Source organism: Duganella sp. AC237 (assembly GCF_979254035.1).
Window position 1 is genome coordinate 3,375,140 of record NZ_CEEDEW010000003.1, and the last position, 18,186, is coordinate 3,393,325.

Annotated in this window: 15 protein-coding genes; 9 read left to right on the forward strand and 6 right to left on the reverse strand. The window is 65.9% G+C overall.

Annotation, left to right across the window (positions count from 1 at the left end; all coding sequences use genetic code 11):
- The first annotated feature begins 78 nt into the window (after nucleotides 1–78).
- Nucleotides 79–1,107: a helix-turn-helix transcriptional regulator gene (locus tag AC0IYS_RS15190; protein ID WP_471705923.1), complete on the forward strand. Its 1,029-nt coding sequence runs from the start codon at nucleotides 79–81 to the stop codon at nucleotides 1,105–1,107.
- Nucleotides 1,108–1,208: 101 nt separating this feature from the next.
- Here the strand turns inward: AC0IYS_RS15190 and AC0IYS_RS15195 are convergent, their stop codons facing one another.
- Nucleotides 1,209–2,906: an MFS transporter gene (locus tag AC0IYS_RS15195; RefSeq protein WP_471705924.1), complete on the reverse strand. Its 1,698-nt coding sequence runs from the start codon at nucleotides 2,904–2,906 to the stop codon at nucleotides 1,209–1,211.
- Nucleotides 2,907–3,097: 191 nt separating this feature from the next.
- Here AC0IYS_RS15195 and AC0IYS_RS15200 point away from each other — a divergent pair, with 191 nt between their 5' ends.
- From AC0IYS_RS15200 to AC0IYS_RS15220, 5 genes are all read left to right on the forward strand, one after another.
- Entirely contained in the window at nucleotides 3,098–4,276 is a 1,179-nt protein-coding gene (locus AC0IYS_RS15200) for an acetyl-CoA C-acyltransferase (protein ID WP_471705925.1), read from the forward strand.
- Between the two features lie 4 nt (nucleotides 4,277–4,280).
- Nucleotides 4,281–6,206: an acyl-CoA dehydrogenase gene (locus tag AC0IYS_RS15205; RefSeq protein ID WP_471705926.1), complete on the forward strand. Its 1,926-nt coding sequence runs from the start codon at nucleotides 4,281–4,283 to the stop codon at nucleotides 6,204–6,206.
- Nucleotides 6,207–6,218: 12 nt separating this feature from the next.
- The gene (locus AC0IYS_RS15210; protein WP_471705927.1) at nucleotides 6,219–6,521 is read left to right on the forward strand and encodes a Dabb family protein; all 303 of its coding nucleotides are present in this window, start codon (nucleotides 6,219–6,221) and stop codon (nucleotides 6,519–6,521) included.
- Nucleotides 6,522–6,527: 6 nt separating this feature from the next.
- On the forward strand, nucleotides 6,528–7,526 hold the full coding sequence (locus tag AC0IYS_RS15215) for an NADP-dependent oxidoreductase (protein WP_471708880.1): 999 nt from the start codon (nucleotides 6,528–6,530) through the stop codon (nucleotides 7,524–7,526).
- Nucleotides 7,527–7,653: 127 nt separating this feature from the next.
- Nucleotides 7,654–8,181 (forward strand): superoxide dismutase family protein, encoded by a 528-nt coding sequence (locus AC0IYS_RS15220; RefSeq protein ID WP_471705928.1) that lies wholly within the window; start codon nucleotides 7,654–7,656, stop codon nucleotides 8,179–8,181.
- Between the two features lie 60 nt (nucleotides 8,182–8,241).
- Here the strand turns inward: AC0IYS_RS15220 and AC0IYS_RS15225 are convergent, their stop codons facing one another.
- Nucleotides 8,242–9,321, reverse strand: a complete 1,080-nt coding sequence (locus AC0IYS_RS15225) for a tartrate dehydrogenase (protein WP_471705929.1) — start codon at nucleotides 9,319–9,321, stop codon at nucleotides 8,242–8,244.
- 103 nt (nucleotides 9,322–9,424) lie between these two features.
- Between AC0IYS_RS15225 and AC0IYS_RS15230 the strand changes: the two genes are divergently transcribed.
- Nucleotides 9,425–10,354 (forward strand): LysR substrate-binding domain-containing protein, encoded by a 930-nt coding sequence (locus tag AC0IYS_RS15230; RefSeq protein WP_471705930.1) that lies wholly within the window; start codon nucleotides 9,425–9,427, stop codon nucleotides 10,352–10,354.
- On the forward strand, nucleotides 10,351–10,788 hold the full coding sequence (locus AC0IYS_RS15235; protein ID WP_471705931.1) for a GNAT family N-acetyltransferase: 438 nt from the start codon (nucleotides 10,351–10,353) through the stop codon (nucleotides 10,786–10,788). The genes AC0IYS_RS15230 and AC0IYS_RS15235 overlap by 4 nt, the downstream gene beginning before the upstream one ends.
- Here the strand turns inward: AC0IYS_RS15235 and AC0IYS_RS15240 are convergent.
- From AC0IYS_RS15240 to AC0IYS_RS15255, 4 genes are read right to left on the reverse strand one after another with little or no spacing between them, the layout of a single operon-like run.
- On the reverse strand, nucleotides 10,785–13,217 hold the full coding sequence (locus AC0IYS_RS15240) for a hypothetical protein (RefSeq protein ID WP_471705932.1): 2,433 nt from the start codon (nucleotides 13,215–13,217) through the stop codon (nucleotides 10,785–10,787). The two genes, AC0IYS_RS15235 and AC0IYS_RS15240, sit on opposite strands and share 4 nt — an antisense overlap.
- Nucleotides 13,214–14,485, reverse strand: a complete 1,272-nt coding sequence (locus AC0IYS_RS15245) for a glycosyltransferase (protein WP_471705933.1) — start codon at nucleotides 14,483–14,485, stop codon at nucleotides 13,214–13,216. The genes AC0IYS_RS15240 and AC0IYS_RS15245 overlap by 4 nt, the downstream gene beginning before the upstream one ends.
- 26 nt (nucleotides 14,486–14,511) lie before the next feature.
- Nucleotides 14,512–15,363 (reverse strand): hydrolase 1, exosortase A system-associated, encoded by an 852-nt coding sequence (locus AC0IYS_RS15250; RefSeq protein WP_471705934.1) that lies wholly within the window; start codon nucleotides 15,361–15,363, stop codon nucleotides 14,512–14,514.
- The gene (locus AC0IYS_RS15255) at nucleotides 15,353–16,216 is read right to left on the reverse strand and encodes a hydrolase 2, exosortase A system-associated (RefSeq protein WP_471705935.1); all 864 of its coding nucleotides are present in this window, start codon (nucleotides 16,214–16,216) and stop codon (nucleotides 15,353–15,355) included. Before AC0IYS_RS15255 ends, AC0IYS_RS15250 begins: the two co-directional genes overlap by 11 nt.
- Before the next feature lie 287 nt (nucleotides 16,217–16,503).
- Between AC0IYS_RS15255 and AC0IYS_RS15260 the strand changes: the two genes are divergently transcribed.
- Nucleotides 16,504–18,132: an acyl-CoA ligase (AMP-forming), exosortase A system-associated gene (locus tag AC0IYS_RS15260; RefSeq protein WP_471705936.1), complete on the forward strand. Its 1,629-nt coding sequence runs from the start codon at nucleotides 16,504–16,506 to the stop codon at nucleotides 18,130–18,132.
- Nucleotides 18,133–18,186: the final 54 nt, after the last annotated feature.

The window sequence follows — 18,186 nt, forward strand, 5'->3', positions numbered from 1 at the left end:
GATATTATCGATATTACCGGCCGACTCGCCGGTGCGGCCCTCCGCAGATGCGGGGGGGCGACTATTCGGGGAGGGCGCGTGCGGGACCAACATCCATTGATCAAGGCAGGCTGCGGGGCTGGGACCGCTGTGCCGCAGCAGGTGTATCTGGCGTCTACCGGCGCGTTGCTGGCGCTGGGCGAGCTCGCCCGTGACGCCGGACCGCAGCAGTTCCTGCATGAATCGTTATTGATACTGCGGCGTTGCATCGGCTTCGATTCCGCCTGGTGGGGCGAGGTATGTCCGGCCACGGCCGCGCAGGCGCCGCGCAACCTGATGCACGCCAGCATAGGGCTGAGCCAGGACTTCGCGCAGGAATGGAACCAGACGGTGGCCGCGTTGGACGGCTTCGCGCGCGCGTCGATGGATAGCCTGGGCGTGGTGGTGCGCGAGGGGGGCGGCGCGCCGCCGGACGTCGCGGAGCAGATGGTCGCCTTCGTCGAGCGGCACGGGCTGCGCACGATCATGGCGATCACCGATGAGTTGCCGGGCAGCGGCTTGCTGTTTTTCGTTTGCCTGTACCGCAACTGTGTGCGGTCGCGGTCCCGGTTCAGCGATCTGGAGAGCATGCTGTTCCACGCGTTCAGCCGGCATTTGCTGCAGCACTGGGCGCACCGCCTAGCCGACATGCGGGCGTCGAGCAAGGCCAGTTCGCTGGCGTCGCTGGCGGTCTCGGACATGCAGGGGCGTTTGGCGTTTCTGGGCGGCGGTGTCGGCCGGCTGTTGTGGAATGTTTGCGAGGATTGGCAGGGGACGTTCTTGCCCGCGAAGGTGGTCGACGGCTTGGCGCGTGCACCGTGCAGCATTGCGCTGGCGGGAAACCGCCTGCTGCTGGACCGCAGCGGGCCGCTGGCGGTGCTGTCGCTGGTGGACGACGCCACGCGCGCGTTGCGGGTTTCGCCGCGCGAGCTGAGCGCCGCGATGCTGTACGCGCGCGGCCATTCGTACAAGGAGATCGCGCGGTTGATGGGGCTGACGCCGGCGACGGTACGCAGCTACCTGAAGAACGCCTACGGCAGCCTGCGCGTCTCCAACAAGATCGAATTATTGGCGGCATTAAACCCGTAACGGACCGGCCCGTGTCCGAATGTCAGACTTGACCCCGGGGTGAAAAAAAGGCCGGGTCCGCTTAGCGGAACCCGGCCTCTTTGCGCCTCAGCGCGCCAGCATTAGTCGTTGGCGTAGATGTTGTTGTCCTTGGTTTCGCGGACGAACAGCGCGCCGATCACGGCGGTGATCAGGGCGATGACGATCGGATACCACAGGCCGTAGTAGATGTCGCCCTTGAACGCGACCAGCGCGAACGAGATCGTCGGCAGCAGACCGCCGAACCAGCCGTTGCCGATGTGGTAAGGCAGGGACATCGAGGTGTAGCGGATGCGGGTCGGGAACATTTCAACCAGCATCGCGGCGATCGGGCCGTACACCATCGTCACGTACAGCACCAGGATGAACAGGATAGCGACGATCATCGGCTTGTTCATCTGCGACTCGTCGGCCTTGGCCGGATAGCCGGCGACCTTGATCGCGGCCGCCACCTCTTTCTTCAGCGCGGCTTCGGTCTTCTTGCTCTCGGCGTCGAAGTTCAGGTTGTCAGGCGTCATGACAGCGTTGAACGATGGCACTTCCTTGTCGCCGATCTTGATCTTGGCGACACTGCCGGCCGGTGCCGCTTCCTTGGTGTAGGCGACCGACGCGTTCGACAGGATGCCGGTGGCGATGTCGCACGACGATGGGAACTTGGTGGTGCCGGTCGGGTTGAACTGGAAGTGGCACGATGCCGGATCGGCGACGACCACCACTGGCGAGTTCTTCAACGCGGTCTCCAGCGCCGGGTTGCCGTAGTGGGTCAGCGCGCCGAACAGCGGGAAGTAGGTGGCCGCGGCGATCACGCAACCGCCCAGAATGATCCATTTACGACCGATCTTGTCCGACAGCATGCCGAAGAAGATGAAGAACGGCGTGGCCAGGGCCAGCGAGATCGCGGTCATGATGTTGGCGCTGGCGCCGTCGATCTTGAGGGTTTGCGTCATGAAGAACAGCGCGTAGAACTGGCCGGTGTACCACACCACCGCCTGACCCATGGTCAGGCCGACCAGCGCCAGGATCACCACTTTCAGGTTTTTCCACTGGCCGAACGCTTCGCTCAGCGGCGCTTTCGAGGTCTTGCCTTCGGCTTTCATTTTGGCGAAGGCCGGCGATTCGTTCATCGACAGGCGGATCCACACCGAAACACCCAGCAGCAGCACCGACACCAGGAACGGCACGCGCCAGCCCCAGGCGTTGAACGCTTCCTCGCCGACGGCGGTGCGGGTGCCCAGGATCACCAGCAGCGACAGGAACAGGCCCAGCGTCGCGGTGGTTTGAATCCAGGCGGTGAAGGAGCCGCGCTTGCCGTTCGGCGCGTGCTCGGCGACGTAGGTCGCCGCGCCGCCGTACTCACCGCCCAGCGCCAGGCCCTGCAGGATGCGCAGGACCACCAGGATGATCGGCGCGGCAATGCCGATGGCCGCGTAGCCGGGCAACAGGCCGACGATGAAGGTCGACGCGCCCATGATCAGGATGGTGATCAGGAAGGTGTATTTACGGCCGATCATGTCGCCCAGGCGGCCGAACACGAGCGCGCCGAACGGACGCACGATGAAGCCGGCGGCAAAGGCCAGCAGCGCGAAAATGAAGGTGGTGGTGGGGTCGCCGATGAAGAACTGCTTGGCGATGATCGACGCCAGCGCGCCGTATAAATAAAAATCGTACCATTCAAAGACCGTGCCCAGCGAAGAGGCGAAAATCACCTTGCGTTCTTCCGGCGTGATCACCGTCGATTTGGGCGGATTGCGCAGGTCTGCGGTGCCTGTTGGGGTTGCCATATATGTCTCCTGTAATTATTTGAACTTCACTAGCCGCGATAGTTATTACTCCGTCAGCTTGAATGCAGTGTGGCCGCCGAACCTTACGTCATGCTTGCTTCAAACTTACGCCAAACTGACAAATTGAATTAAGAACGGTCGTACTAAATATGCTATTCTGGCCCGACTAAAATAATCCACAGGAGATATCCATGATAGATGCCGTCATCGTTTCGACCGCCCGCACCGGGCTTGCCAAATCCTGGAAGGGCGCGTTCAACATGACGCACGGCGCCACCCTGGGTGGCCATGTGTTGCAGGCGGCGATCGCGCGCGCCGGCATCGAGCCCGGCGAGGTCGAGGACGTGCTGGTTGGCTGCGCCAATCCGGAGGGCGCCACCGGCGGCAACATCGCGCGCCAGATCGCGCTGCGCGGCGGTTGCCCGGTCACCACCGCCGGTATGACCATCAACCGCTTCTGCTCGTCGGGATTGCAAACCATCGCCACGGCCGCGCAACGAATCATCGCCGGCGAGGGCGATATCTACGCCGCCGGCGGCGTCGAGTCGATCTCCTGCGTGCAGCAGGAAATGAACACCCATATGTATAAGGAAGTGTGGCTGTCCGAGCACAAGCCGGAACTGTACTGGCCCATGCTGCAAACGGCCGAGACGGTCGCCAAGCGCTACAACATCAGCCGCGAGCGCCAGGACCAGTACGGCGTGCAAAGCCAGCAGCGCGCCGCCGCCGCCCAGGCCGCCGGGCTGTTCGACGCCGAGATCGTACCGATGACAACGGTGATGGGCGTGGCCGACAAGGAATCGGGCATGTTGCTGAGCCGCGAAGTGACGATCTCGGCCGACGAAGGCATCCGCGCCGACACCACCTACGAAGGCGTGGCCAAGATCCGCAGCGCCGTGCCGGGCGGCGTCATCAGCGCCGGCAACGCCAGCCAGTTCTCCGACGGCGGCTCGATGGCCATCGTCATGAGCGCGCAGACGGCCGCCGCCAAGGGGCTGGCGCCGCTGGGCATCTTCCGTGGCTTCGCCGTGGCTGGCTGCGAACCGGACGAGATGGGCATCGGCCCGGTGTTCGCGATTCCCAAGCTGCTCAAGAAGGCCGGGCTCAAGGTCGAGGACATCGGCTTGTGGGAATTGAACGAAGCTTTTGCCGTGCAGGTGCTGTATTGCGCGGACAAGCTGGGCATTCCGATGGACCGGCTCAATGTCAACGGCGGCGCCATCGCCGTCGGCCATCCGTACGGCGTGTCGGGCGCGCGCCTGACCGGCCAAGCGCTGCTGGAAGGCAAGCGACGCGGCGTCAAATACGTGGTGGTGACGATGTGCATCGGCGGCGGCCAGGGCGCTGCCGGCCTGTTCGAAGTGGTCTGAGCCCATGGCATCGAAACTGCTGTCGCGCCGCGACATCGACTTCATGCTGTACGAATGGCTGGACGTGGAATCGCTCACTAACCGCGAGCGCTTCCGGGACCACAACCGCGAAACCTTCGACGCCGCCATCGATACGGCCGAGCAACTGGCTGCCGATTTGTTCGAGCCGCACAACAAGAAAAGCGACAGCCAGGAGCCGCACGCGGTGCCCGGCGAGCACTGCCTGAACGTCAAGATGATTCCCGACGTGAAGGTGGCGCTGGACGCCTACTCGGCGGCGGGTCTGATGGCGTCGGGTCAGGATTACGAGCGCGGCGGCATGCAGCTGCCGTGCGTGGTGGAAAAGACGCTGGCGTGCTACTTCACCGCCGCCAACGTCAGCACCACGGCGTACACCTTCCTGACCACGAGCAACGCTGGCACCTTGCTCAAGTGCGGCACGCCGGAGCAGGTGCGGCGTTTCGCCGATCCGATGTTCGCCGGCCGCTACTTCGGCACCATGTGCCTGTCCGAGCCGCAGGCCGGCTCCAGCCTGTCGGACATCACCACCCGCGCCGAACCCGATCCGGTCGCAGGCGTAGATGGCGAACGCCAGTACCGTCTCAGCGGCAACAAGATGTGGATCACGGCCGGCGAGCACGAGCTGTCGGACAACATCGTCCATCTGGTGCTGGCCAAAATACCCGGCCCGGACGGCAAGCTGATTCCAGGCGTCAAAGGCATCTCGCTGTTCATCGTGCCCAAGTTCCTGGTCAACGACGACGGTAGCCGGGGCGAGCGCAACGATGTCGTGCTGGCCGGCCTGAACCACAAGATGGGCAATCGCGGCGCCACCAACTGCCTGCTCAACTTCGGCGAGGGCAAGTTCAAGCCGATGGGCAAAGGCCTGGCGGTCGGCTATCTGGTCGGCACCGCCCACCAGGGACTGGCCAATATGTTCCACATGATGAACGACGCGCGTATCTGCGTTGGTCTCGGCGCGGCCGTGCTCGGTTACACCGGCTATCTGCACGCGCTGGACTACGCGCGCAACCGGCCGCAGGGCCGCCATCCGGCGCAGAAAGATCCCGCCCAGCCGCAGCTGACCATCATCGAACACACCGACGTGCGCCGCATGCTGCTGGCGCAGAAGGCTTACGTCGAAGGCGCGCTGGGACTGGTGCTGTATTGCTCGCGCCTGGTCGACGAGCAGAACACCGCCGAAACGCCGGAAGCGCGCGAACACGCCGGCCGCTTGCTCGATTTCCTCACGCCGGTCACCAAGTCGTGGCCGTCGCAATGGTGCGTCGAGGCCAATAGCCTGGCGATCCAGGTGCATGGCGGCTACGGCTATACGCGCGAATACAACGTCGAACAGTTTTACCGCGACAACCGCCTCAACGCCATCCACGAAGGCACGCACGGCATCCACGGGCTGGATTTGCTGGGCCGCAAAGTCGCGACGCAGGACGGCGCGCTGTTCAAGGCTTTCGGCGCTGAGTTGCGGCGCACGGTGCGCAAGGTGCGCGGCGGCATCGGCGCGCCCGGCGCAGTCCACGCGGCCAGCGCACAGCTGTCGGCCGAAGCGGCCGATGACATCGCCGCCGAACTGCTGGCGCACGCCGACGCGCTCGATACCGCATGGCAGAGGGTGGAACAAGTCACGCAGAGCCTGTATGCTGTCGGCGACATGAACAAGACGCTGGCCAACGCCAGCGCTTATCTGGAGGCGGTCGGCCACGTGGTGCTGGCGTGGATCTGGCTCCAGCAGGCATTCCTGGCGGCGCGTGCGCTTGCCGACGCCAACGCTGCGGATGTCAGCTTTTACCGTGGCAAGCTGCAGGCTTGCCGCTTCTTCTACCGCTGGGAGCTGCCGAAGGTGGCGCAGCAGCTCGAGCTGCTGGCCAGCGTGGACACCACCACGCTCGATATGCAGGATGCGTGGTTCTAACAAAGGATAAAAATGCTGAAACACATCGTGATGTGGAAACTAAAAGAACACGCCGAAGGCGGCGACCGTGCCACCAATGCCGCCAAGATGAAAGCAATGCTCGATGGTTGCGCCGCGTTGGTGCCGGGCATCCTGAAGTTCGAGGCGGCGCTGGCGCAGCCGGGGCTGGAGGCGACCTACGATGTGATTTTGTATTCCGAGTTCACCGACAAGGCCGCGCTGGACGCCTACCAGGAACACCCGGACCACGTGGCGATCAAGCCGTTCTTCGGCGCTGTGCGCGATCAGCGCCAATGCATGGACTACGAGGTGTAAATGGATATTCCTTCGACCTACCAACGCATCGTCCTCGCCTCGCGTCCGCGCGGCCCGGTATTACCCGAGAATTTCCGCCTGGAGACGGTGCCCGTGCCGGAGTTGGCCGACGGCCAGGTGTTGATCCGCAACCACTATCTGTCGCTGGACCCGTATATGCGCGGGCGCATGAGCGCGTCCAAAAGCTACGCCGATTGCCAGGCGCTCGATGAAACCATGATCGGCGGCACCGTCGGCCAGGTGCTGGCGTCGCGCAATGCGCGTTATCAGGCCGGCGCGTTAGTCGGCGGCGTGCTCGGCTGGAGCGAAATGGGCGTTTCCGACGGCGCCATGCTGCGCAAGCTCGATACTTCCGGTATCCCTCTGTCGGCTTATCTGGGCGCGGTCGGCATGCCCGGCATGGCGGCATGGTACGGCTTCAACCAGATCATGGCGTCCAAACCGGGCGAAACGATCGTGGTCTCGGCCGCCAGCGGCGCGGTCGGCAGCGTCGTCGGACAGTTGGCAAAACTGCGCGGCTGCCGCGCGGTCGGCATCGCCGGCGGGGCGGAGAAATGCGCCTATGTGGTCGATGAACTAGGCTTCGACGCCTGCATCGACTACAAGGCCGGCAACCTGGAAAGGGATCTGGAGGCGGCAACGCCGGATGGCGTCGACGGCATCTTCGAAAACGTTGGCGGCGCGGTGCTCGATGCGTCGCTGGCGCGCACCAACGCCTTCGCGCGCATCGCGTTGTGCGGCATCATCGCCGGTTTCGCCGGAGCAGATCTGTCGATCAAGAATTCGCGGCTGTTGCTGATCAATCGTCTGACCTTGAGCGGCTTCATCATCACCGAGCACATGGACTTCTGGTCGCAGGGCTTGCAGGAGCTGGGCGCGCTGGTCGCCGATGGCAAACTCAAGTATCGCGAATCGGTGGCGCAGGGACTGGCCTCGGCGCCGGACGCGTTCATCGGCTTGATGGAAGGGCGGAATTTCGGCAAGCAGCTGGTCAAGCTGGTTTGATCGTGAATTGTTGACAGGTGAATTGTTTCACACACTCTACATTACGACTGTTGTCGATCCGACCAATAAGCGGTAGCCTACACCTTGCTTGACGTACCCGAAGTACTCTCTTGAAGATAGGAAATATATGAAGAAGATCGCCCTAGTGCGCTGCATGATGAGTTTGTCCCTGATGGCGGCATCGACCGCCTTCGCCGCGAGTACGACCGCCGAGGCGCCATTGAAGGCCACCGCCGGCAACAAGGTCAGCGGCGTCGTGAATTTCGAGCAAGGCAAGGACGGGTTGCGCGTCAAGGCCCGCATCGAAGGACTGACGCCCGGCTTGCACGGCTTCCACATTCACGAAAAGGGCGACTGCTCGGCGCCGGACGGCACCAGTGCCGGCGGCCACTTCAACCCGTCGACGACGCAGCACGGCGACCCGGCCAAGGCGGCGCACCACGGCGGCGACTTCGGCAACCTGAACGCCAACGACAAGGGCGTGGCCGAGCTCGATGTGACGGTGCCGCTGACGCAGATCAACCTGACCGACGGCAACCCGGCTAACGCGGTCGGCCGCTCGGTGATCGTCCACGCGGCGCCGGACGACATGGTAACGCAGCCGACCGGCAATTCCGGCGCGCGCCTGGCTTGCGGCGTCATTGCCGCCAAATAAACACCACGCAAACACCCGGGGCGGGTTGGCGGAAACGCCCGCCGATCCGCCCCGTTGACATCATCCCAACGCCGCCGCGATCGCTTTGCCGGCCTCGGTCGTACTCGCCGCGCCGCCCAAATCCGGCGTCCGCGCACTGTCCTGTATGCACGACTCGATGGCTGCCACGATCGCATCATGCGCCGCCCGATACTTGCCCTCGCCGGCACCCAGGAAATCCAGCATCATCGCGCCCGACCAGATCATGGCCACCGGATTGGCGATATTCTTTCCATAGATATCCGGCGCCGATCCATGCACCGGCTCAAACAACGACGGCCAGGTCCGCTCCGGATTCAAATTGGCCGATGGTGCAATCCCGATCGTCCCGGTGCATGCCGGCCCCAGGTCCGACAAGATATCGCCGAACAAATTGGACGCCACCACCACGTCGAACCGCTCCGGCGACAACACAAACCGCGCGCACAAAATATCGATGTGGTACTGGTCGCGCCTGACTTCGGGATAGCCTTGGCCCATCGTTGCAAAACGCTCATCCCAATACGGCATGCTGATCGAGATCCCGTTGGACTTCGTTGCCGACGTCAAATGCTGCTTCGGCCGGCTCCGCGCCAGCTCGAAAGCGTACTTCAGCACGCGATCGACGCCGGTGCGCGTAAAGACCGACTCCTGCAACACGAATTCCCGCTCCGTGCCTTCAAACATCTTGCCGCCGACCGAGGAATACTCGCCCTCGGTATTTTCGCGGACGATGTAGAAATCGATGTCGCCCGGCTTCTTGTTCGCCAACGGACAAGGCACGCCGGGCATCAAGCGCACCGGCCGCAGGTTGACATACTGGTCGAACTGGCGGCGGAATTTGAGCAGCGAGCCCCACAGGGAAATATGGTCGGGCACCGTCTCCGGCCAGCCGACGGCGCCGAAGAAGATCGCGTCGAAGCCCTTGAGCTGTTCAAACCAGTCGTCGGGCATCATCTTTCCGTGCTCAACATAGTAGTCGCAGCTGGCCCACTCGAAGGTGGTCCATTCGATGCCGATGTCGAAGCGCTTCGCGGCCGCCTCGACCACCCGTATGCCCTCGGGCATGACTTCCTTTCCGATGCCGTCGCCGGCGATGACTGCGATCTGGTGCGTTTTCATTGTTTTTCCTCCGTTTGCCGATGACTGCCAGCATATCGCGTCGCGTCTGGTTTAAAATGTGGCTAATTGTGATCCCATAAAACACGTTGTGTGAATAATTACTGTGATTAAGAATATCGAAAACAGCGATTTGCGCGTGTTTGCCACGGTTGTGCGCAAGGCCAGCTTTGTCGCCGCCGCCGAGGAGCTGGGCATGTCGCCGGCCTACGTCAGCAAGCGGATCGGCATGCTGGAACAGGCGCTTGGCGTGCGCCTGTTCCACCGCACGACCCGACGGGTGGTCGTCAGCGACGATGGCGAGCAAGTCTACGCGCGGACGCTGGCGATACTGGCGAGCCTGGACGGCCTGTTCGACGAGCTCGCCGAGCGGCAAGGCGTGCCGCGCGGCCAGTTGCGCGTCAGCAGCAGTTTCGGCTTCGGGCGCAATGTCGTCGCGCCCGCCATCGCCGGACTGGCGGCCGACCATCCCGAGTTGCAGGTGCGGCTGGAGGTGTTCGATCGCCTGGTCGACATCGTCAGCGAAGGGTTCGACATCGACGTCCGCATCGGCGACGCGATCGCGCCGCAGCTGATCGCCCGGCGGCTGATGACCAACCACCGCATCCTGTGCGCGTCGCCCGCGTATCTGGCGCGACGGGGCACGCCGCAAACCCTGCGCGAGCTGGAGGAGCACGATTGCCTGCCGATCAAGGAGCGCGATTTGCCCTTCGGCGTCTGGCGCCTGCGCAGTGCGGCCGAGGAGGGCGTGGTCAAGGTGAACGGCCCCCTATCGACCAACCATGGCGAGATCGCATTGCAGTGGGCGGTGGCCGGCGCCGGCATCGTGCTGCGCTCGCGCTGGGACGCACAAGCGTATCTCGACCGCGACCAGCTGGTGCAGATATTGCCGGCGTACACACAGGAAGCCAATGTCTGGGCGGTCTACCCGCAACGGCTTGCCGGCTCGGCCAAGGTGCGCGTGTTCGTGGACTTCCTCGAACGGCATCTCGCGTGCGACAATCCGGGATCAGCCAATCAGATGCCACGCCTATGACCGACCACGCACAATACGATATTCGTTCCGGGGACTGGAACGTCCTGCAGGAAGACGCCCAAATGATCCGTTTTGAAGTCTTCGTCGAGGAACAAAAGGTTCCCGCGGAGCTGGAAATGGACGCCATGGACGCGGTCTGCCTCCACGCGGTCGCCTACGACGCCGTCGGCACGCCCGTCGGCACCGGACGCCTGCTGCCGGACGGCCACATCGGCCGCATGGCGGTGCGCAAGAGCGGACGCGGCGCCGGTGTCGGCGGCGCCTTGCTGCGAACGCTGATGGCGCAGGCCCGGGCGCGCGGCGATCGCCAAGTCGTGCTCAGCGCGCAGTCGCACGCCGCCCCGTTCTACCAGCGCCACGGATTTGCGATCGAAGGCGACGAGTTTTTCGAAGCCGGTATCGCCCACATCAACATGCGCTACATCTTCGCCTAAGGCATGATTGTCCGGCGCGGCCGCATCAGGCCCGCCGCCAGCAGCAACATGAACAACAACTGCACTTTCGGCGCATCGAACAGGCTGTCGAACACGCCCACCACCAACGCGCCGGTCAGCGCCGCCAGGAACACCGCCGCCTCTCCCCGGCCTTGCCAGGCGCTGCGCGCCATCCGTCCGGCCGCATAAACCAGCAGCAAGCCCATCGCCAAGGTCCCCAGCCAGCCCTGCTCGAAGTAGGTGTGGATGTAAAAATTCTTGATATGCCAGGGTAAGTGATCGCGGTCGCTGGTGAAGAACCAGCCCGCCTGGCCGGCCGTGAAGTCGCCATTGCGCAATAACTCCGGGCCGCCATCGCGCGCTCGCACGCTGACGTTGTCGATATCGACAATGCCGGCCTGTCCGCCGCTGGCCAGTTCCAGCTGCACCGGTAATCCCCATCGCTGCCCCATGCCCGCGCTGTAGAAGTCCAGATCGAAGTGTTGCCATCGGCCGTCCGCCGGCGTCGGCTTGCGTCCGGGCGACACGCAGTTTTGCGGATACAGCAGCCACCGCTCGCAAACGGCCAGCCACACGACAGCCTTGGGATCGCCGCGTTTGACGTCCAGCGAAATCCGGTAGTTGGTATTCGGCTCGAGGCGAACATGCTGTATGTGGCGCAGCACATCGCTGTAGCCACGCGGATGCACCGGCGCGTCCATTCGCAGGTAGTTGTTGCCGGCGAGGTCGGTTTCGTAGCGAAAACTGCCCGGGCGGATGCCCAAAGTATTGCCCCAATAATAGGTGCGCGGATAACTTCCCAGCCCGGCGCCGAGCAAAGCCGTCGGCAAGTCGTCCGGCATCATCTGCAAGGCCTCGTCCCAATGGCGGGTGCGCAGCTCCCAATCCTGTGCGACCGTGCTCATGCGCTCGCCCATGTACGAGCTGCCCAGCACCGGAATGGCCATCGCCAGCAGCGCCGCCGCGCCCGCCCCAAAGGTGACGCTGGCGCGGCCGATGTGCCATAGCGGCTGATGGAACAGCAGGCTGGTGACGCAGATCATGCCGCCCAGTCCAACCACCCATGCCGCGTCCATTGCGGCCGGCATGCCGCCCCAGTGGTGCGCCACCAGCCGGCAGGCGGCCGCGAGGGCCGGGTAGCTGCCCAGCGCCAACGCGGTGGCGTGCTGTCGCCACGCGCGCGGGCCGGCCAGCGCAACGATGCAGGCCAGCCCGGCGGCAAAGGCGGCCGCCGCCAGCGACAGATAGGGCGCCTTCGCCCAGCCCGGCACCGGGAGCTTGCGCAGGGCGAGCAACAGGGCAAGATCGAACAGCAGCGAGGCGGCGGTGGCCGCGCCGGCCCACACCAGGTAGCGCGGCAGCAACACGCGGCCGGCGACGCGCGGCAGCCCGCCCGTCAGCAAGGTCGCGCCCAGCAATATGAGCAAGGCGCCCAGCGTGCGGTAGCCGCCGGTGACGAACGAGCGCATCAGCAACGCGCTGATCACCGCGAGCAGCACCGCCATCGCCGCCAGTACGCCCGGCCGCAATTTGCCGGCGGCCAGTTGCGGACCGCCCACCAGGCAGCCGATCACGACGCCGGAGGCGGCATACGCCAGCCATACGTCGCGCGAGAAGGTGGTGAAACCGGTGAACAGGCCCATCATTAGCAGGGCCAGCGCGGCGCACAGTTGCCAGCGTTTGGTCGGACCCAGCAGCCAGCAGGCCACGAACGGGAAGCTCAGCGCGAGGAAGGCGTCGAGCGAGGCGCCGCCGGTGTGCATGGGCGAGAACGACGCGGTCGGCCGGTAGTCGGTGGAAAAGTTGAGCAGACCGGGAAACAACCAGCGCTCCCAGCCCTGGATCAGCGCTGTGCAGCACAAGCCAAGCAGCACGCCCGGTACCAGCAATGTGCGCAGGCCGGACAGTTCGGGATCCACGCTGCGGGTCAGTAGCGGCAACAGTACCAAGGCCCACGCCAGTCCCTTGGCCACGCGCAGGCTGTTGTAGTGGCTGTTGTAGCTGGCGAAGGCGTTCAGGTCCAACGGCGGTAGCGGAAGAAGGCCGCGAACGGCGGCAATGGCGGTGGTGGCGGTCACGGCGGCCAGCAATAGCTTGGCGACCGTAGGCAGCCTGCCGGTGCGTTCGCAGGGCGCCAGCCGCCAGTAGCCGACCGCCGTCGTTGTCAGCAGCATCAGATCGAGTTCATCGACATAGAACCAGCCGGTCCAGGTGCCCAGGTCCAGCCATGGCAGCGCGGCCGGCACCAGCAGCAGCCACAGGGCCGGGCGCCACCAGAGCAGCGCCCCATAGGCGGCGACCGCCAGCGCGGCGGCCAGCGGCCGGAAAGGATAGTGGATCAGCAGCGCCATCAGCAGCGCCAGCGGTATCGGCGCCAGCAGGCGCCACAGCACGACGCCGGCGGCGCCGACCGGCGGCTCGCGCGTCACGCTGCCGCCGCGCCGGCCTTGACCGCCACCGTGGCGCCGGCCACCTCGTCGAGCAACTGCGCCAGCGCGGCGCTGCGCGCGTGGCGGGAATGGGCGGCGACTACGGCGGCGGGCGCCAGCGGTGCCTTGCCGTCCCGCACCAACGCCAGGAAACGTGGCAGTGTTTGCATGATGTTCTCCTCGGAGTCGAGCGCGGCGATTGTGTCGATGCCGGACGCGCGCAGCGTGGCGGCGGTGTCGCCGGCGGCGTCGGTCAGCGCCAGGATCGGGCGGCCGGCGCGCAGGTATTCATATAGCTTGGCGGGAATCTGGTGGTTGCAGTTGGACGCCTGCAGTATCAACAGCGCGTCGACGGTGAGCATTTCCGCCAGCGCTGCGCGGTAAGGCTGATGCGGCGCGATGCTCACCATGTCGTCCAGTCCATATTTAGCCAGCAATCCGGCCAGGAAGGCGTCGTGACCGGTGGCGCGCAGCAGCAGCTTCAAGGCGCCGGGGCCGATCACGCCTTGGCGCCGCAGCGCGGCCATGGCGGCGAACAAGGGCGCCGGATCGCGTTCCGATGGATAGATGACGCCGCTGTGCAGCAGCACCAGCGGCCGCCCGGCGGACGGCGACGGCGCGTTGGGGACGCCATCGCGCTGGGCGTCGAGGAAATTGTCCTCGTCGTAGCCGTTTTCCACGAGGCGGAAGCGTTCGGCGGGCAGGTGCGGAAAGCGTTGCCGGTAGGCCTTGACGGCACCCGGGGTGGTGCACACGGCCACCGTGCAGCGCTCGACCGTGCGGCGCTCTATCCACAGGTAGGCCTTGCGCGTGAGCGGATTTTCCGGATAGCCGACATCGGTCATCGGGTCGCGCAGGTCGGCCACCCACGGCAGGCCCGACAGGCGTTGCAGTACGTAGGCGATCAGATGGGCGGTGGCGATCGGGTAGGTCGACCACAGCACTTGCGGACGATGCCGGCGCAGCAGCCGCAGCCCGGCCGGTACCGCGCCAAGCAGCCACGACACCCAGCGGTCCGGCAGCGCCATCAGACTGGCGTAGCGGCCGCGCAGCGACAGGTGGCGCGCCGTGTCGAGCGCGAAGGCGCGGCACACCGGAACGCCGGCGGGGATCTCGCCCATCTGGTCGTCGCCGGGGTTGCAGTAGGCGCGCGGATGCGCCGACAACAGCACCGGCTTCCAGCCCCATTCCGGCAGGTATTGCGAGAACTTCAGCGTGCGTTGAATGCCGCTGCTGCCGCGCATCGGCGGATAGTGGAAAGCGATCATCAACACTTTTTTGGATGGCGCCGTCGCTACCATGTGTGCACCCAGTTCGCGGTCCAGTCGGCGACCTGGTCGCGCCATACGCGACGCGAGAATGTGTGGTCGGCTTTGCCGAGTTCGTGTCGAGTGGTGCCGGCGCGCGCGAGCAGCGTTTGCCAGGCGGGCGAGGCGTCGGCCAGGTCGGTGAATTCCTTCGCGGTCAGGTCGGCGCCGCTCAATATCAGCAGCACCGGCCCTTTGAAGCGCGACCACCCCGCCAGCATGCGCGACGGCAGGTCCGCCGGCGCCTGGCCGGCATCGGCCGCCGGCTTGCCGCCCGCGCCGCTGGCGGCCATCAGCTGGCGCAGCGAGTGCCAGGCGGCGCCGGCGTCGAACCGTCCGCTGAACAGCTTGCGCCACAGCGCGCCCTGCAACAGGCGGCCACGGTAATAATGCTTGAGTGTGGCCCGCGCCGCGCCGGCTTCGGTGCGCACCCACGGGTTCAGCAGTACCAAGCCGCGCACGCGCGCGTCCTGGCTGGCGTAAAACAGCGCGGCCGAGGCGCCGTCGCACAGGCCCCACAGTACCACTTCGCGCAGGCCGGGCACGGCCGCCATGAAGTGGTCGACGGCCGCGCGCACGTCGAGGTCGACATCGCCGAAGCCGCGCTGCGCGCCATCGCTGTCGCCCATGCCGCGGTAATCGAAGCGTTGCACCGGAATGCCGCGCGCCGCCAGCGTGCGCGCCAACAAGGTGAACTGGCGGTGGCTGCCGGCGCGATATTGCGGGCCGCCGGCGATGATCAGCACGCCGCGCGGTGACGGCTGCCCGGGCAGGCTAAGTACCCCGTGAAGTTGTTCGCCGCCGCAACGAAAGACCACGGCGTGTTCGTCATAGCGCATCGACGACCTCCGGCGCCAGCCACGGCGCCAGCGCGGCGGTCGCCTCCAGCAGCGGTTGGCAGGTGGCGATTTCCTGGCTGCCCCAGAAGGCCGGGCCGGCGATCCGGGTCATGGCGACTTCGGCGCCGCGCTGGCGCAGCGCTATCAGCGCCTGGTCCGTGGCGGGGGAGGGAGCGCGCGCCGGCGGGCCAATGTCGAACCAGTGCAGCGCGCAGCCGGCGCGGCCGAGCGGCGCCAGCTTCAGGCCATCGATGGCCTGCGCCAGTTCCGCGGAAAGTTCGTAGCCGGCGACTTCCAGCGACAGTCCGGCCGCCAGCATCGCGCGCAGGGCGGCGGCGGTGTTGCCGGCCGCGCCCGTCGCACTCATCATCGCGCCGGCCATGCGCAAGCGCAGAAATTGCGTGAGAAAGGTGGCGCCGTCCAGTACCGGCTGCCACAGGATCATGTGACGCGGCGCGTCGGCGGGGCTGGCGCTGGCGGCGTAATCGAGCGCCAGCAGCGCGCCCAGACGCAGCCCGAGCAGGGCCGGGCGGTGGCCGCTGCGCTGTTGCAGCCACGCGCTGGCGAGGCCGACGTCCTCGCGCCAGTGGCGCCAGCGGGCGTCGGCGAAATCGCCGCTGCTGTCGCCGCAGCCGTGCAGGTCGATGCGCAAGGTGGCGATGCCTTGCCCCGCCAGTTCCAGCGCCAGCAATGCGGCCATGCGCCGCGATTTGTTCATTTCCTCGGCAAAGGGCGGTACATAGACCAAGGCGCCACGACATGCGCCGGCCGCCCGCTGGTACAGGCAATAGCGTTGCCCGCCGGCGTCCGTGCTTGCGGGCAGAAAGAACGCTTCGGTCGTCATGTCGGTCATTGAATACTCCGTAGACGGTTTTGGGGGATGCGCCCCATCACCTTGCCATGGAATTCAGGTACCTTGGGACGACCTAGCGCAAACAAATGCTCATAAAGCTGGTTTGGCAGCAAAAAAAGCCGGGCCGTCGGCGACCGCTTGGAAACCGGCATGCCGATTGACATTCGACATGCTACGCGCGCGCCAGGCCGCTAAGATCGGAGGGGACTCTCCGTTCGCTTCCGAGTCGTCCTGCGCGCCGCCGGCCGAGCCGGCCTTTCCGCAAAAAACCTGCAAAAGAGGGTGATATGGGCAGTGCTACGAGCTATCTGGTGCACGAGTTTATTTTCCGCTCGGCCGAGCGCGCACCCGCTTCCGAAGCGCTGGTCGACGGCGCCCGGCGCCTCACCTACGAGCAACTTGCGATCCTGACCACACGCACTTGCGCGGCGCTGCGGGCGCATGGCGCGCGGCGCGGCGAGAGGGTCGCCGTCTACATGGAAAAGAACATCGAGCACGTCGCCGCGCTGTTCGGCGCCGCCGCTGCCGGCATGGTGTTCGTCCCCGTCAATCCTTTGTTAAAGCCCGAACAGGTCGCCTACATCCTGCGTGACTGTGACGTCCGGGTGCTGGTCACCAGCGCCGACCGGCTGCGCCAGTTGGCGCCCGGCCTGGGCGGCTGCGACAGCCTGCAAACGGTGCTCGCGCTGGGGGCGGAGCGCGCGGCCGCGCCGTGCGCCGATATCGGCCGGATCAAGGTGCTCGACTGGGAACGGGCGCTGGCGCAAGCCGACGCCGCCGGGGCCGACACCGCGACCTTGCCGGCGCGCCGCATCACCGAGTCGGACGTCGCCGCCATCCTGTACACCTCCGGCAGCACCGGCCAGCCCAAGGGCGTGGTGCTGTCGCACCGCAACCTGGTGGCCGGCGCGGCCAGCGTCGCCGGCTATCTGGGCAACACGGCCGAGGACCGCATCCTGGCCGTGCTGCCGCTCAGTTTCGACTACGGCCTGAGCCAGCTCACCACCGCCTTCCTCAGCGGCGCCTGCGCCGTGCTGATCAACCACTTGCTGCCGCGCGACGTGCCCGCCGCCGTGATCGCCGAGCGCATCACCGGCCTGGCCGGCGTGCCGCCGCTGTGGATGCAGCTGGCCGCGCTCGATTGGCCGACGCCGTGCACCCTGCGCTACCTCACCAATTCCGGCGGCGCCATGCCGCGCGCCACGCTCGACCGGTTGCGCGCCAGGTTGCCGGCCGCCACGCCCTATCTGATGTACGGCCTGACCGAGGCGTTCCGTTCCACCTTCCTGCCGCCGGCCGAGCTGGACCGGCGTCCCGACTCGATGGGCAAGGCCATCCCCAATGCCGAGGTGCTGGTGCTGCGGCCCGACGGCAGCGAATGCGCGCCCGGCGAAGCGGGCGAACTGGTGCACCGGGGACCGCTGGTTTCGCTCGGCTACTGGAACGACGCCGCGCGCACCGCCGAGCGCTTCAAACCCTACCGCTCGCCGCTGACGGGCCTGATGCTGCCCGAGATGGCGGTGTGGTCGGGCGACACCGTGCGCCGCGACGAGGACGGCTTCCTGTATTTCATCAGCCGCGCCGACGAGATGATCAAGACGTCCGGCTACCGGGTCAGTCCGAACGAGGTGGAGGCGGTGCTGTACGCGCAGGCCGAGGTGGCGGAGGCGGCCGCGCTGGGCGTGCCGCATCCCGTGCTGGGCCAGGCGATCGTGGTGGTGGTGTCGGTGCGCGAAGGCCGCGCGCTCGACGAGGCGCGCCTGCTGGCCGCGCTCAAGCCGCACCTGCCCAACTACATGCTGCCGCATAAAATCGTCCTGGCCGACACCAGCCTGCCGCGCAACGCCAATGGCAAGATCGACCGCAAGCTGCTCAGCACGCAGTATCTGCGCGCCTATGCGCCTGCGCGCGATTGATGCTTAGCTCGCCAATGTTGTACAGTATGTCTTATCTTTAACACTTTAAGACAG

Bases quoted from the DNA above. Each gene is read 5' to 3' on its own strand.
- AC0IYS_RS15225 (WP_471705929.1), bottom strand. From the start codon at position 9,321: ATGAAAACGCACCAGATCGCAGTCATCGCCGGCGACGGCATCGGAAAG.
- AC0IYS_RS15210 (WP_471705927.1), top strand. From the start codon at position 6,219: ATGCTGAAACACATCGTGATGTGGAAACTAAAAGAACACGCCGAAGGC.
- AC0IYS_RS15245 (WP_471705933.1), bottom strand. From the start codon at position 14,485: ATGATCGCTTTCCACTATCCGCCGATGCGCGGCAGCAGCGGCATTCAA.
- AC0IYS_RS15235 (WP_471705931.1), top strand. From the start codon at position 10,351: ATGACCGACCACGCACAATACGATATTCGTTCCGGGGACTGGAACGTC.
- AC0IYS_RS15260 (WP_471705936.1), top strand. From the start codon at position 16,504: ATGGGCAGTGCTACGAGCTATCTGGTGCACGAGTTTATTTTCCGCTCG.
- AC0IYS_RS15195 (WP_471705924.1), bottom strand. From the start codon at position 2,906: ATGGCAACCCCAACAGGCACCGCAGACCTGCGCAATCCGCCCAAATCG.
- AC0IYS_RS15200 (WP_471705925.1), top strand. From the start codon at position 3,098: ATGATAGATGCCGTCATCGTTTCGACCGCCCGCACCGGGCTTGCCAAA.
- AC0IYS_RS15250 (WP_471705934.1), bottom strand. From the start codon at position 15,363: ATGCGCTATGACGAACACGCCGTGGTCTTTCGTTGCGGCGGCGAACAA.
- AC0IYS_RS15255 (WP_471705935.1), bottom strand. From the start codon at position 16,216: ATGACCGACATGACGACCGAAGCGTTCTTTCTGCCCGCAAGCACGGAC.
- AC0IYS_RS15205 (WP_471705926.1), top strand. From the start codon at position 4,281: ATGGCATCGAAACTGCTGTCGCGCCGCGACATCGACTTCATGCTGTAC.
- AC0IYS_RS15220 (WP_471705928.1), top strand. From the start codon at position 7,654: ATGAAGAAGATCGCCCTAGTGCGCTGCATGATGAGTTTGTCCCTGATG.